Here is a 14,959-nt window from a genome sequence, read left to right as displayed (position 1 = left end):
CTCTTTTGCAAAGATAAAAATCATTGCAAGGAGTATATGAATGATCGTGAGACGCGCGACCAAAGAAGATTTAGATCAACTTGCTGTTTTATTTGATGAATATCGTCAATTTTATGGTGCATCTTCCAATCTTAAACAATCTCTTGATTTTCTTAAACAACGTTTTGAGAATAAGGAAAGTGTTATCTTTATCCATGTAAAAGACGATGTTTTTACGGGTTTTGTCCTCCTCTATCAAGGTTTTACATCTGTTTCCTGTTCTAAATACTATATTTTAGATGATGTGTATGTCACGCCAGTGTTTCGTCGACAAGGTTCTGCCAAACAGCTGATTGATACTGCAATTCTATTTGCAAGACATGAAGATGCGCAGCGTATTAGTTTAGAAACACAAAAAAACAATTACCACTCCCATCAATTGTATGAACAAATGGGTTTTGTCAAAGACAATGAGTTTCAAACCTACCACTGTTTCTTGAAATAATTTTGACATCCACTGTAATAAAAAATGATTTGTGGAGTATCTTTCGATCAACCTAGGCTTTAAATTTTGACTTAAAACATATACCTATTTTTTCAATAATTTACTCAACAATGAAGATGATATTACACTAGACCTATATTTAAACCTGATAAGCTGTGAATCCTCAGTTAGGCTTCGATGATCATCATTAGATCTCAGATATATTGTCTGATTTATTTTTTACAGCCTCTACTTGAGCCTCATTCAGATAAAGCCATTCCCCCTCAGGCAATTGACTGAGTACTAATTGCCCGACCTGCACACGATGCAAACGTTCAACTTTGTTACCCACTGCAGCGAGCATTCGTTTCACTTGATGGTAAACACCTTGATGTACTGTAACTTTTAACTCATGTTCTGAAAGACGCTGCACATCTGTTGCTGCAAAGCGTCCTTTTTCATTACGCAGTTCAACGCCCTGTTCAAGCTGCTGAATTTGATCATCAGTAATCGGGTCAACTGTGTGTATCTGATAAACTTTAGGCACATGCTTTTTAGGATGCGTCAAAGCTTGTAAAAACTGACCGTTATCGGTGAAAAGTAATAAGCCTGTTGTATCCTGATCTAAACGCCCTACACTTTGTAGACCACGATTCATCAACACATCATCAAATAAGTCAAAAACGCTGAAATGATGCGTAGATTGATGTGAACACTCATAATTTTGCGGCTTGTTTAAAGCAATATAAACGTTTTCTCGATATTGAAACGTTTGCTGATACACCGAAAATTCTAAATGATCTAAATCAAGTTTAAACTTTGGATCAGTAATAACCTCGTTTTGAATTTGAATTGCACCATTCTTGATTAAGTGCTGGCAATGCTTTCGAGAGCCAAAACCTTGTGATTGCAACATTTTTTCCAAAAACATAAATCAATACCTTAAAAATTCACGACACAGTTTAAAGTATCGTGAATCGAAACCCAATCAAGATTCATTTTTTTCAGCATTCTCAACCACTCATGCATAGAAATTAACCACCAAATACGAATGATTTATGGACTGCTACTCCAGCCATTGCACCATCTGCGACAGAAAATGCAACTGAACCACCTGAACGCGTGATGTCACCACATGCATAGACGTTGTTTAAATTGGTTTGCTTCAATGTATTGGTCAAGAGTGCTTCACCATACTCATTGCTATCAATATCCAAACCTAATTTCCTCACCCAAGGAGTTTGAATTCTCATAAAAGTCGAGATAAATAATCCATCCAATTGAGTTTGATCACCATTTTCAAATTTTAATTCACAGTGATTTTGAATTTTGGCTATTTTGCGTGTATCCAATTTCACATGACGCTGTTTAAACTGATCTCGTATAGCAGGTTCGATTGCATCAATGAGAACTGCATCATTGAGAAATAATGTTGTATTCCCCCAATCAGGCAACATCAATGCCATATGAAGAGAATGAGCACCTGAATACAGCATTCCAATTTGACCAAGATTTAATTCATACCCATCACAGTAGGGACAATGGAAAATGCTCTTTCCCCATCGCTCGGCCAATCCGTCAATTTGGGGTAATTCATCTTTTACGCCAGTTGCAATAATAATTTTTTCAGTCTGAAATGTTGTGTAATTGTTATTTTCAGCTTTTGTAAAAACTTCATAATGATTAATAACGGCCTGTATGTCGATAACAGACGCATTCAACCAAGCAATACTTGAATATTTTTCTAACTGTTGCTTGGCATTCGCTATGATCGAGGCAGGTTCATGTCCATCTTGCGTGAGGAAATTGTGAGAGTGTGTGGCAAAACGGTTCCTACGTAAACCCGCATCTATCACCAACACATTTTTTCTGGCTCTTGCCAAGGGTAAAGCAGCAGATAAACCCGCAAAACTTCCACCAATAATAATCACATCATATTTCATGTTTGAATGCCTATATGTAACTTTTAAAGTTACTATATTTCTTTATTTTTAAAATTGCAACTTCTGATGTTACAATTAACAGTAAATTGACGAGTGCGATGATCATGCGTAAAGACAGCAAACTTTCTCGGATGTTACATGTGTTATTACATATGGCACGTGAAAAAAGACCATTCACATCAGAACAGATTGCAGGAATGCTTGACACGAACCCAGTGGTAGTAAGACGTACGATGTCGGGGCTAAAAAAAGCAGGGTTTGTACATGCCGATAAAGGGCCTGGCGGGGGGTGGACATTAATCCAGAATTTAAATGAAATTTCGTTATATGATATTTATCAGGCTGTTGGTGAGCCAACAATTTTTGCTATGGGCAATGAACAAGAAACGCCCAACTGCCTTGTTGAACGTGTGGTAAACAGTGCATTAAATCAAGCAATGTTTGAAGCACAAAATATTTTAATACAGCAGCTTAAATCGACAAATTTAGCAAAGCTTGCGCAAGATTTTGAGTGTGAATGGAATTTATCGGATACTAAATCTTCTCATGCTTCACCTCACTGATTCATTTTTATTGAGCATTTTAATACCAATAAATAGCTGTCTTCACACCATGCTTCCATTGTTTTTAGTATAATGTGGTGTTGGAATGAATTGTAAATGATGAATATTGATGAGCCTGTCTAGTCTAGATCTAAATTTAATTGTGCTTCTTGTTTTATTGGCTTGTGGTATTTTCAGTCACAACACAGCAGTAACTATTGCTGCTGGTATATTAATTGTATTCCGTATCACGCCATTAAGTGAGTTTTTCCCTTTATTACAAACTCACGGTCTGGAAGTGGGAATTATCATTTTAACAATTGGTGTTCTCACCCCGATTGCCAGTGGAAAAATTCCAGGCGATGTGATTCTTAAATCATTTATGCACTGGAAATCACTAGCTGCGATTGCAATTGGACTATTGGTCGCATGGTTAGGCGGGCGTGGTGTTTCATTGATGACCAGCCAACCCAATGTTGTAGCAGGTTTACTGATTGGTACTGTCGCTGGAGTAGCACTACTTCGAGGTGTTCCTGTGGGCCCACTGATCGCAGCCGGCATTTTATCGTTATTGATCGGTAAATCCTAAAGCCATCAAACAGATATAACTCAATAAATTTTAAAGACATCCCATCCTTGCCAGATTTAGATTATACAGCATGTCTATCGGTAGCTGTAAGATCAGAAGAAATCAATAGAACTGATTTGACCACACAGCTTCTTGCCTCGGTCAAATTTAAATTTTTACTTCATTAATAAAATAATGATTCTCTTCTACTCTTCTCATGAATTACAGTACTCCCCCTTATAACCATGAAAAATATTAAATAAAACTATAAATATAACAACAATATCACACATTACAAGTAGTACAAAAATGCAATCTTAATGTTGATTTTTCCTCAGCCAAACGCTTGGCTTTATTGAGTAATATAAAAATAGATTAGGTCACAAATAAACAATTTTGTAATGCTTGTAACTGCATCAAACAACATGATTGTTCGCCTAAATTTTACTCATCTGCATGAGGCACTATTTTTCATATGACAACAAATACAAGCACAATGTTAAAAGAAGCGCCAAAGCCACAACTGGTAAAAACTCACAAATACCTAGAATCAAATATCATTGATTATCGCGGTGATACCTTATTCAGTTGCATTTATGCTGCGCCAGAAAAAGAAAGCATTATCTTATTACATGGCGGACCAGGATTTCCAAACGATCTAAATATTATTGCAGAACACTTCATCCCCGACTTTCAGGTCATTATCTTTCATCAGAGAGGAACAAAAAGATCAGCTTGTACAAGTGCAGATTACACATTGGATGCATATATCAATGATGTTGAAACTGTACGTAAATTTTATAAGATCAAGCATTTTCATTTATGGGGACATTCTTGGGGCGGACTTTATGCTCAGGTGTATGCAGAAAAATATCCTCATAATTTAATCAGTCTGTTTCTATGTAACCCTGGATCTGGCACAAATATACAATGGCAGCAAACTGAAAAGGAAGTAATGCAATTCAATAAGTCCAAAGTCAGTTCTTGGGAATGGACCTTAATGGGAATCAACAGCTTTTTGGGAAGGCTTGGTTGTGATAAAGCGTATCAACGACTTTTCAAGCAAGTGATGAAAAATTATAATCATACATTTATATCTATGGACCAGCTTGATATAACAGAAGATTTTAATTTATTAAAAGCAGCTCCAATTAATAAAACCAGACCTGAAATTATTAAATATCCGCTATTAAAAGGTTTGCCAAACCCAGATTTTAAAATTACGATCCTATATGGCGAGCACGACATATACACCAACAGCAAATATTTTGTGGTTGATCGCTACCCTACTGCGACTGTCTTCAATCTTGTAAATTCAGGTCATTTACCTTGGTTACACAATCCCAAAGCCTATAAAGATGTTCTAATTAGCCACTATCACTAATCTATTGAAATCACCTAGAGATAAGATGGCGATTAACACTTATACATTTAAATTTATCACTTTACGGGCACGTTTATGTTCATACATTTTAAGATCAGCAAACTCTATCAGCTTGTTCAGCTCCAAGGCATCTTCAGGAAATAAAGCTAATCCCACACTTGCACCCATGTTTAATCTGACGTTTTCAAATACAAACGGAAGTCCACACGCATCTACAATACGATTCATCACTTTATTTGCTAAATCTTGATCACCCAAACCACTTAAAATTACCGCAAATTCATCACCACCAAGACGTGCCACCAAATCGTCTTGTCGAGTAATACTTACGATACGCTTTCCTATTTCCTTTAATGCTTCATCGCCTAAACGATGACCGTATTGATCATTGATTGGTTTCAAACCATCCATATCAATCATCAATATTCCCAAAAGTTTTTGGGTCCGTTTTGCTTTTTCTACCCCTTGTCTTAAACAATCTATAAATAGAGCTCGGTTCGCAAGTCCAGTTAAAGTATCTTGGGTTGCTAATTTATATAACTCTTGTGCACCGAATTTTGAAGCATGATACATCGCCGCCGCAATCAACTCCGACATAAGTGTCAACAAATTGATATCGGCTTGTTTAAATGCATTTACACGTTCAGAATAAATTTTTAATACGCCTATGGGTTCATCATAATGAATCAAGGGAACAACAGCCATTGAACGTAAGCCAACTCTTCTGCATGCTTCTCGATCGACTCGCTCATCTAATTCACTGTCTTTACAATATAATGTGCAATTTTGCGCTATACATAATCCAGAAAGGCTAGAATCCATTTTTAATCGCAAGCCCAGAAATTGGGTTGCACCATTCGATACAGCACGGTAAACCATATCCCCTTGCTCGGCGAGTTCGACAATTGCGCCTTTGGCTTGAGTAATCAGTTGTACTTGTTCAGCCACCAATGTCATTACTGCATTGATGTCTAAACCCAATTTAGCAATAGCCGTCTGTGTTTGAATAACAGAAAGCAATTGCTTGGCTGTTGGTTGTTTCGTTTTAGACATACATCATCCTAGACGAGCTTTACAATACAAGAGGAAATGCACAGTGATCTCAATACTCCTCAAACATATTTTTCACTCTTGGTTACTTGAAAAATATGAATCAAATACTTTGAGACCGCATTAAAATTCTGAAACACATCTTATGATGATTCATATTTAAAGTATATTACTGCGCTCACTAAATTCATGATGGAATGCTCAATTTAGTCTATGGTATTGAGCTGTGTCCTTGGTTGACATGCAATGTTCCTTTTATCAACGCAATCTTTAAAGTAATGTGATTTCCTTAATATTAGCTGAATATTTTTTAACCAAAAAAAATATAAATAGAAACCCTAAAAACAAGTCATCAAATAGTTTTAGAAGGAGGACATCCAATTCTTATCCAAAGTATTGAACTATTGGTTTTGAATTAAATCGAGATATTCTATGGCTTTAGTTTGACCTTGTTTTGCTGCTGCTTTAAGCCAATAGATCGCTGTCTCTTTATTTTCAGAGATACCAAAATTACCCATAAGCATCATACCAGTTAAATACTGTCCATCTTTGTCACCAACTTCAGCACTTTTTTTAAACCATTTATAGGCTTCTTCAAAATTGCGCTTGTCACCGAATCCCTTGAAGTAAATAGAACCAAGCCGATTGAAAACCTTTGTATTTCCTTTTTCTGCTAGTACCAAGTAATAAGGTTCTGCAGAGGCGATATCTGCTCGTTCGAAGTCATAATATTGCGCCAAGGCATAAATATCTTCATCGTTTCCCTTATTGGCAAGATTCTTGAGTAACTGCTCTATATATTTTTCATCACGCGGAATAAGATTGCGATAATATAACTTGAGTAGATTTCTTTGAGAGTCAGTAACATCTCTTTCCGCACCAATTTTAAACCACTTGGCGGATTCAAGATAATCTTGTCTGACACCTTTTCCATAAAAATAAATTAAGCCTAAATTGTGGTTAGCTGAACGATGGCCTAAGTCTGATGCCCTTTTATACAGCTCTATTGCTTTTGCTAGATTCTGCTCAACACCTTGGCCTGTCTGAGTCAAATAGCCCAAATCAAATAGTGCTTGTTTTTGGTTTAATGCCGCTTTCCGTTGTATGTCTGCCACATTAATTTCAAGATCAGCTGAATATACAGCACTACTCAATAACATCAACTTTAAAATTGAAATGTATATAAGTTTTCTTATTTTCACTGGCACCAACGTATACCCCTTTAAGAGCAAACTATGTTAAACAAAAATAAGCTGTATTCAAATACTGGAAATCGCATTTTTCTCAAAGTGCAGTTTTGCAAACATGTAGGTTAAAAGCACACCTATACATACTTCTGCAATAAATTTTAATATGCTTTGACTCTCCTGATTTTATAAAAATGGGCCAAGTGCCATTACTTATTCATTCAACACAATGAAACAAGTTAAAAACGATCTTTGAATCAAAAATTTGTATTGTATTTCACTTTGTTGATCCCGTTATGCTTGTGATTGGAATAGAACAGCGTGAGATCCTTGAATGTCTGTAAAACTAATTTGTATTTCCCACACGCCATTACTCGATTTTGCTTCACCAGCACCAGATGTTGAAGCTTCAGCAAGAGCAGCATTTACCCAACTTGCTGATCAAGTGAAAGCTTATGATCCCACACTTATTGTTATTTTTGGTCCAGATCATTTTAATGGATTTTTTTATGATCTGATGCCAGCATTTTGTCTGGGTACCCGTGCAACTGCTGCAGGAGATTGGAACTACGGCCCTGGAACACTGAATGTTCCCGAAGCAAAAGCGCTTGCTTTGGCTGATTACTGTTTAGCACATGATATTGATATGTCATATTCTTATCGTATGCAGGCAGATCATGGCATCACTCAACCCTTAGATTTATTTTGTGATGGTCAACTTGACCGCTACCCAGTAATACCCATTTTTATCAATAGTGCAGCAAATCCATTGCCCCGAACACAACGTGTGATTCAGATGGGACAGATCGTCGGCAAATATTTGAAAGGCTTAGATGAGCGCATTTTAATTATCGGCTCTGGTGGTTTATCTCATGACCCGCCTACACCGCAAATACACACTGCATCCAAAGAAGTTCAAGAATTTTTGATTGCTGGTCGAAATCCTAGCACGGAGGCCCGTCAGCAACGTCAAGCCAAGGTGATTGCTGTAGGTCAAGGTCTTGCCCATGGAGATAAGAGTTTGGCATTGGCGCTTAACCCAACATGGGATAAAGCATTACTACAGCGTTTTAAAGATGCAGATTTTAATTATCTTGGCTCAATGACCAGTGAAGACATTCGTCTTCATGGTGGTCGCGGTGGTCAGGAAATTCGAACTTGGATGGCTGCATGTTCTGCACTTTCCGTATATGGTGAATATCACGCTGAGATTGTTTATTACGCGCCGATTCAAGAATGGATTGCGGGCATGGGAATGATGACCGCAGAACCCATGCAACAGATAACCAGAAGCTTCGAAACGTCACAGGATTTAATTTAATACAGTTACTCTGGGCAACTGTTGAGTATTGTATTCTTTAAGGACTCAGGTATTTGTTCATCTCCAAATGCACTATATAAGCGATTTACACGTGCTCTGTTGCCCTTAAAAGAACACATTAGCTCAGCAACCTGAGTGATTCGGCTAAATGAGGGATAACGTTCCAAGGCGAGTATTGAACCACGTTCAACTCGCTCCCAGTCGATGCTATTACCCTCTAGATGAAATGGGTTCCCTCGATCTGTAGCCGTAAAAACAATCAGATAATAATACATGTCCTGATTTGGACCAGGATTTAACCGTTGGATGTCAGCAATAACCTCCTCAATCATTCCGGGATAGCCACCGAGCCATTTTGGATCATTAATGGCTATATAGGTATTATAAATCGGACGATAAGCTGGAAATTTTGCAATCCCCTCTTTATATGTCGCATAAGCCTCATTGACTGCACCAAAATTTTGGTATGACTTTAATAAAGCAACATAATAAAATGGATCTTTGGAAGCAATCTCTTTATGTTCAAGTAAAAAAGAGATTCTTTGCATTTGTAATTTTATAAAAATATCAAGGTCATCTTGAGAGACTTCATGGATATAATTTCCACCTCTATACACCCATGATTTCGCACCCAAGAGATACGCTTCAAACAAGTAGGGTAATGGTGATTTAGGCGTAGCCTTTAACCATTCATCAGCAAGTTGTTGTTGTTGATCCCAAACTGACTCATCACGCGTTCTATATCTTTCTGTTATTTCGGCAAGTTTTTCTAGATATATGGTATGCCTGTTTTTACCATTTAAAAAAATGGCTTCCGACTTTAATTCTTTAACAATACGCTGGTCTAACGCTTTGAATTGCTTTTTCGCGAGCAATGACATGATCTCTTCTTTGATCGTTAATGCTTCACTATAAGTATCACCACGAATAATGGTCATTTTTCCGAGCTTTTTGTAATCTTGTTGTGTTACATCAGCATAAACAGCAGTATTCATCTGGACTGCAATCAGTACAGCCATTAAAGTTTTTTTAATCATTGATAAAATTAATTAGAATCAAGTATAAAAAATTCTACCGACTTAAATTATATTTTACAACATCTTGACTCAATATCATTCAGGTAGCTTATGACCGCAATGTGGGCAAAAACAATATTTATTCTTTTCCTTTTCCTCCTCATCTTCCTTACGTTCACGAATGAGTTGCAAAACAATATCACGGGTTTGATCTGTAGATAGCCCAACTTCTCGGCGAATGTTATCTATTTTTTCTTCATCATGGATGATATCAATTTCACAACTCTGTAATAGATCTCTGAATTTCAACTCTAATTGCTGTTTTCTTAACTCAAGTTCATTGGCTAAACCATTGGCCAAAATACCTGCTGGCAAAGCAGCTAAACCCACCCCAAGAATCGTGATCATTGCACCCAAAAAACGTCCCAGTGGGGTAATAGGTGTGACATCACCATAACCTACTGTGGTTAATGTCACGACTGCCCACCACATGGATGCAGGAATTGAGCTAAATACTTCAGGCTGCGCTCGCCCTTCCACAACATAAATTCCTGCGGCTGCCATCACAATCATAATCACCAAAATAAAAATGACAGCTTGAAATGAACCTTTTTCACGCTCAATTACACGTAGGAGAATTTGTAGTGAAATAAAATATCGGGTGAGTTTTAACAAACGTAACAAACGTAAAATTCGGAGGAATCTTAAGTCAATATGCACAAAGAAATTGATATACGCAGGTAATATTGCCAATAAATCAATAATTGCAGCTCCACTTGTCACATAGTTCCAACGAACTTTCCACCCTGCTTCAAACGGTTCTTTTTCTACAACACTCCAAAAACGTAAAACATATTCAACAGTAAAAACCACAATCGATATATCTTCAAATACATCAAAATAAACTTGATACGCTTTATAAACGTCATTAATCGACTCTAAGAGTACCGCAATCACATTTCCAATAATCAGAAAAATAAGCGAAAAATTGATCGCACGACTAAACCATGTTTCATAATCTTCATTATGTAAATTGTCATAAATAAATTTTCTGAGGGTGTGCCAAACTGTGAAGCGCATCTATTGTTCTTTATTTTAAAGATGGGTCATTTTAATACGGATTGGTAGAATTGCACATCTTCCTGCTCTGAGCTTTACAAATTTATAGCCTGAATTCAGTAATAAAGCTTTATTAAAATCATAAATATATTTTCATTATTTCATAAATTTTTATTATATAATCACAAAGATTGATACACTAGATTCATTATGGCGGCATGAACATACAATCTCTGAGCAGATTAAAAAGTCTGTTGCAAGCTTTAAAAATAGGCAGCGGACAGTATCGTTAAAGGCACCCTTCCTCTAAAGATACTATCCGCCAAATCAAAGCCAGTCTCCCAAATGTCTTTGATTTAATAAGTTTATTTTAGCGTCATGTTGGATAGAATGTTTTCCGTATTTAATATAAATCTTTAATATTTTCGGAATGAATTTTCAAATATCTGCTTTTTTTCGAAAATATTTTCTGTGGTACAGCTTATGAATGACAGCCAATATACCTTAGACCGAATAGATCGCAAAATTTTATCGGCACTTCGTCAAGATGGGCGTTTAACTATTGCTCAACTCTCTGAACTTGTCGGGCTTTCCTCTTCTCCATGTTGGACACGAGTCAAACGTCTTGAATCCTTGAATGTGATTGAAGGCTATACTGCAACAATCAATGCCAAGGCAATTGGAATTAACGAGCTGTTCTTTATTGAAATTACCTTGGAACGTCATGATGATGAAATCTTAGAACAATTTAGCGATGCGCTCAGTCAAATGCCAGAAGTGGTAGAAGCACATTTGGTGACTGGAGATTATGATTATTTGGTCAAAGTCGCGGTTAAAAATGCCGAACATTATGAACGCTTTTTACGTAAAAATTTATACTCAATGAAAGGCATTCGTCATACCCGATCCATTTTTGCCTTACGTCCATTAAAATTAGAAAATAAAGCAGATCTCATGCTGATTGAATAGCAAAATTTAAAAGAAGGGTTTTAAAACAGAGGATAAAAACTCTTCTTTATTTGCTTATTATTTCTACACTTTCAATCAATAATATGACCAACACCTACAAAAAATAATACTTTAGTCTAAGCATTTTTCGTTTAAATATCACACAAATTTGCTATTCAAAATTTAAGCTGTTTATTTTTCAACCATCTATTTACAAATTTAAAAACAAATTATTTCATATATTTAAATCATTTACGCAAAAAAACATTACACAAACCAACATTTATGTAACTTTTCTACATTACAATATTATTAAAACTTGATGAAACAGGAAATATATGAAGAGATTTTTGAAATACCTACTGATTGTCATCGGAGTTGTATTTGTTATTGGACTGATCTTTTTATTTAGACCTATTAGCTCTAAAAAAGTCACTACAGCAGCAGATGAGCCTGTGTTAGATGTCGTCCTTGTCGGTGGCGGAATTATGAGTGCGACATTGGGGACATACCTCAATGAAGTTGAACCTGATTGGACGGTCCATATGTATGAAAGATTGGATCAAGTGGGTCAGGAAAGTTCTGCAGGATTCAATAATGCTGGTACTGGACATTCAGGTTTTATGGAAATGAACTATACCCCTGAAAAAGACGGTAAAGTTGATATTAAAAAAGCCATTGATACTGCGTCTCAATTTGAAGTCAGTAAGCAATTCTGGTCATATCAAGTTAAAAATGGCGTATTGGGGCAACCTTCAAGCTTCATTAATCCTGTTCCTCATATTGCCTTTGTGTGGGGTGATAGCGTGAACTATATGAAGAAGCGCTACGATGCAATGCGTCAAAGTCCAATGTTTGAAGGATTAAAATATACTGAAAATCCTGATGAAATCAAACAATGGGCGCCGTTAGTCATGCAAGGTCGTGATGCAGGCCAAAAAGTTGCAGCGACACGTATGGATGTGGGTTCAGATGTCAACTATGGTTCAATCACCACACAATTGGTTGATCATTTGAAAAAGCAACCAAACTTCAAGCTTGAAACATCGACTGAAGTCACTGGCATTAGTCAAAATGAAGATAAAACTTGGACTGTATCGTTTAAGAATTTGAAAACCAATGAAGCAAGCCACGTTAAAACTCGCCATGTATTTATTGGTGCGGGTGGCGCTGCAATCAGATTATTGCAGATGACAGGTCTTGAAGAAACCAAGCAATATGCTGGCTTTCCGATCGGTGGTATCTTCTTGATGACAGATAATCCTGCTGTTACTGCACAACACACTGCAAAAGTATATGGTAAGCCTGAGTTAGGTGCGCCGCCAATGTCTGTTCCACACATTGATACACGTTATGTTGATGGTAAAAAGTATGTGTTGTTTGGTCCATTCGCAACCTATTCAAACAAGTTCCTTAAAAATGGTTCTCAGTTTGATTTGATTGATGCGACCAATAAAAACAATGTCATTCCAATGGCCACCATTGGTGTGGAAAATCTAGACTTGGTGAAATACTTGGTGAGTCAAGTTGCGATGTCTAAGCAAGATCAGTTCAATGAGCTGAAAAAGTATTATCCAGATGCGAAAATTGAAGATTGGAATCTAAGCCAAGCAGGTCAACGTGTTCAAATCATCAAAAAAGCACCGGGTAAACCAGCTACACTTCAATTCGGTACTGAAATCTTTAGCTCTAAAGATGGTTCAATCACTGCGCTTCTTGGTGCCTCTCCAGGTGCATCGACTTCACCATATATTATGTTGAGTTTGATGGAAAAAGCATTCCCTGAACAAGTAAAAGGTAAATGGAATCCAAAACTGCATGAGATTGTGAAGTCTTATCAACAGGATTTAAATACCAACCCTGCTCTGCTTGATCAAATACGTACCTATACCAGCGCTACTTTAGGTTTAAACTATACGCCTACACGTAAAGCTGCCAATGATGCGACAGCTGCTCCTGCTGTAGCAAATGCACATTAATTTTCTTGTATAAAAAAGATGAGCTACGGCTCATCTTTTTTATGGCTGAATATCTCATTTTATGTTTTAATAAAACCAGTATGAGATGAGCCTTATATGAGTATAGCGCGAGTTATACGACTAGCCCCTGATTCAGGGGCTTTTTAATATCTAATCAAAATGATTTATCAAATCAATGATAATTAAAAATAAATTAAAGCTGATTATTAAAGTTATAGAATAATGGAATATTTAGATTATACTTATGAGATGATAAAAATACATTATGAAGTTTTATTTTGAATCAGGCTATAAATCAATTGTTTTAAGTTGTCTTGAATATCTTTGGGTAATTGTATAAATAAAGCATCGATAGGCATCTTATCCCAATTTTCTGAGACGTTCTCTTCTTCATCTAAACTTTCAGCCAACAAGAACAGTTGTGCGACAGAACAATTAAAAGCTTCCGCAAGGTACTGGAGTATTGCAGGACTGTACCCTTGATTGCCATTCTCAAGATTGGAAATGTTACTTTTTGAAGTATTGGAAAAATCGGCTAGTTGCTGTTGAGTCCAGCCCTTCCGTTTTCGCAAATAACGTATTGCATGACCTATATCCATTCCTTGATATTAGCTTAACAAAGTATCCGAAGCGTATTGCAATGCAATATATTCTGCATCAAAAGTATTGTTTTACAAAACAATAGTTTTGCAATACAATACCCACTCATTCACTAAAATTTAGAAAAATGATGATGCATTCAAATATTGTTAAAAAAATATCAAAAGAATTAGCTGAGACTTTTATTATTATTCGTAATTATCTCGAAAATTATTTATCAGATTTAAATGTTAAAGTCGTGAATAAAGAAGAGTTTGATTATTTTTGCACAGCATTATTATTTACCATCTGTTCAAATAAATTATGTGCAGTAGATAAAAAATTTGTTTTCTCTCAATTTATAAATTCAACATATGCAAATATTAAGATTGATTATTATTCTCAATATTTTAATTCACAGGCAACTTTATTTATAGATGATCAAAACATCTACCCAGTGCTATTGGCATTTTTTGACTCTATCAATACTGATTTTAATCCATCGAGTATCAATAGCATGATCGTTATTTTGGATTTTAAAAAGATGATGACTGATATTATAGAAATTTTATATATTTCATAAGTTTTGATTATGATTCATAACAACCAGTATCCAATTAATGAAATAGAATACACACGACTTTAAATAGTTATAACAAGCGATATATTAATCATAATAGCTACATTTTGTTGAATATCTTGATTTTTTTTGTTGGAGCAATTATATAAAGTAGCCTTTTCAATAGCTATGGTTTACTTCCTGTTCCATAAATCTCTATGGATAATTTTTGTTTCACCGACAATAATCTTGATAGACACTTTTACGATTTGTATCGGTATGATTTTTCGAATAAGCCGGAAAACCGTTTGCACATCATATTTGGCTCTGACTGTAATGCTGCCTAAGGTTTCGCTAAATA

15 protein-coding genes are annotated in these 14,959 nt (G+C 36.1%); 8 read left to right on the top strand and 7 right to left on the bottom strand.

Going from position 1 to position 14,959, the window contains the following annotated elements:
* Positions 1 to 40: 40 nt before the first annotated feature.
* Positions 41 to 484 (top strand): GNAT family N-acetyltransferase, encoded by a 444-nt coding sequence (locus OSH00_RS04660; RefSeq protein WP_196075445.1) that lies wholly within the window; start codon positions 41 to 43, stop codon positions 482 to 484.
* A 187-nt stretch (positions 485 to 671) separates the two neighbouring features.
* Here the strand turns inward: OSH00_RS04660 and OSH00_RS04655 are convergent, their stop codons facing one another.
* Entirely contained in the window at positions 672 to 1,394 is a 723-nt protein-coding gene (locus OSH00_RS04655; protein ID WP_266129459.1) for a pseudouridine synthase, read from the bottom strand.
* Between the two features lie 103 nt (positions 1,395 to 1,497).
* The gene (locus tag OSH00_RS04650; RefSeq protein WP_266129458.1) at positions 1,498 to 2,406 is read right to left on the bottom strand and encodes an NAD(P)/FAD-dependent oxidoreductase; all 909 of its coding nucleotides are present in this window, start codon (positions 2,404 to 2,406) and stop codon (positions 1,498 to 1,500) included.
* Between the two features lie 104 nt (positions 2,407 to 2,510).
* Here OSH00_RS04650 and OSH00_RS04645 point away from each other — a divergent pair, with 104 nt between their 5' ends.
* The 3 genes from OSH00_RS04645 (at position 2,511) to OSH00_RS04635 (ending at position 4,900) form a co-directional block, all read left to right on the top strand.
* The gene (locus tag OSH00_RS04645) at positions 2,511 to 2,969 is read left to right on the top strand and encodes an Rrf2 family transcriptional regulator (protein ID WP_266129457.1); all 459 of its coding nucleotides are present in this window, start codon (positions 2,511 to 2,513) and stop codon (positions 2,967 to 2,969) included.
* 109 nt (positions 2,970 to 3,078) lie between these two features.
* Positions 3,079 to 3,537: a DUF441 domain-containing protein gene (locus OSH00_RS04640; protein ID WP_266129456.1), complete on the top strand. Its 459-nt coding sequence runs from the start codon at positions 3,079 to 3,081 to the stop codon at positions 3,535 to 3,537.
* A gap of 454 nt (positions 3,538 to 3,991) precedes the next feature.
* Positions 3,992 to 4,900, top strand: coding sequence for an alpha/beta fold hydrolase (locus tag OSH00_RS04635; protein WP_266129455.1), 909 nt, complete (start codon positions 3,992 to 3,994; stop codon positions 4,898 to 4,900).
* 39 nt (positions 4,901 to 4,939) lie between these two features.
* Here OSH00_RS04635 and OSH00_RS04630 read toward each other — a convergent pair whose 3' ends face one another.
* Entirely contained in the window at positions 4,940 to 5,953 is a 1,014-nt protein-coding gene (locus OSH00_RS04630; RefSeq protein WP_266129454.1) for a sensor domain-containing diguanylate cyclase, read from the bottom strand.
* Between the two features lie 398 nt (positions 5,954 to 6,351).
* Entirely contained in the window at positions 6,352 to 7,158 is an 807-nt protein-coding gene (locus OSH00_RS04625) for a tetratricopeptide repeat protein (RefSeq protein WP_266129842.1), read from the bottom strand.
* 313 nt (positions 7,159 to 7,471) lie between these two features.
* On the opposite strand from OSH00_RS04625, the gene OSH00_RS04620 reads away from it, so the two are divergent.
* Complete coding sequence (locus OSH00_RS04620; protein ID WP_266129453.1) at positions 7,472 to 8,458, top strand: 3-carboxyethylcatechol 2,3-dioxygenase; 987 nt, start codon at positions 7,472 to 7,474, stop codon at positions 8,456 to 8,458.
* Between the two features lie 5 nt (positions 8,459 to 8,463).
* On the opposite strand, the gene OSH00_RS04615 is transcribed toward OSH00_RS04620, so the two are convergent.
* Together OSH00_RS04615 and OSH00_RS04610 are read right to left on the bottom strand one after the other, a co-directional pair.
* A complete protein-coding gene (locus tag OSH00_RS04615) occupies positions 8,464 to 9,495 on the bottom strand; it encodes a hypothetical protein (protein ID WP_266129452.1) in 1,032 nt (343 codons plus the stop codon).
* Between the two features lie 75 nt (positions 9,496 to 9,570).
* A complete protein-coding gene (locus OSH00_RS04610; RefSeq protein ID WP_266129451.1) occupies positions 9,571 to 10,554 on the bottom strand; it encodes an ion transporter in 984 nt (327 codons plus the stop codon).
* A gap of 462 nt (positions 10,555 to 11,016) precedes the next feature.
* On the opposite strand from OSH00_RS04610, the gene OSH00_RS04605 reads away from it, so the two are divergent.
* Together OSH00_RS04605 and mqo are read left to right on the top strand one after the other, a co-directional pair.
* Positions 11,017 to 11,502, top strand: a complete 486-nt coding sequence (locus tag OSH00_RS04605; RefSeq protein ID WP_004831033.1) for an Lrp/AsnC family transcriptional regulator — start codon at positions 11,017 to 11,019, stop codon at positions 11,500 to 11,502.
* 317 nt (positions 11,503 to 11,819) lie between these two features.
* Positions 11,820 to 13,460 carry a malate dehydrogenase (quinone) gene (gene mqo, locus OSH00_RS04600; protein ID WP_266129450.1) on the top strand — a complete coding sequence of 547 codons (1,641 nt, stop codon included), beginning with the start codon at positions 11,820 to 11,822 and terminating at the stop codon, positions 13,458 to 13,460.
* 263 nt (positions 13,461 to 13,723) lie between these two features.
* Here mqo and OSH00_RS04595 read toward each other — a convergent pair whose 3' ends face one another.
* Complete coding sequence (locus tag OSH00_RS04595; protein ID WP_266129449.1) at positions 13,724 to 14,059, bottom strand: helix-turn-helix domain-containing protein; 336 nt, start codon at positions 14,057 to 14,059, stop codon at positions 13,724 to 13,726.
* A gap of 131 nt (positions 14,060 to 14,190) precedes the next feature.
* On the opposite strand from OSH00_RS04595, the gene OSH00_RS04590 reads away from it, so the two are divergent.
* A complete protein-coding gene (locus OSH00_RS04590; RefSeq protein ID WP_266129448.1) occupies positions 14,191 to 14,622 on the top strand; it encodes a hypothetical protein in 432 nt (143 codons plus the stop codon).
* Positions 14,623 to 14,959: the final 337 nt, after the last annotated feature.

The organism is Acinetobacter nematophilus (assembly GCF_026344175.1).
GTDB classification, from domain to species: Bacteria; Pseudomonadota; Gammaproteobacteria; order Pseudomonadales; family Moraxellaceae; genus Acinetobacter; species Acinetobacter nematophilus.
Note: the sequence above shows the minus strand (reverse complement) of the source record. Positions and strands in the feature narration are given on the sequence as shown.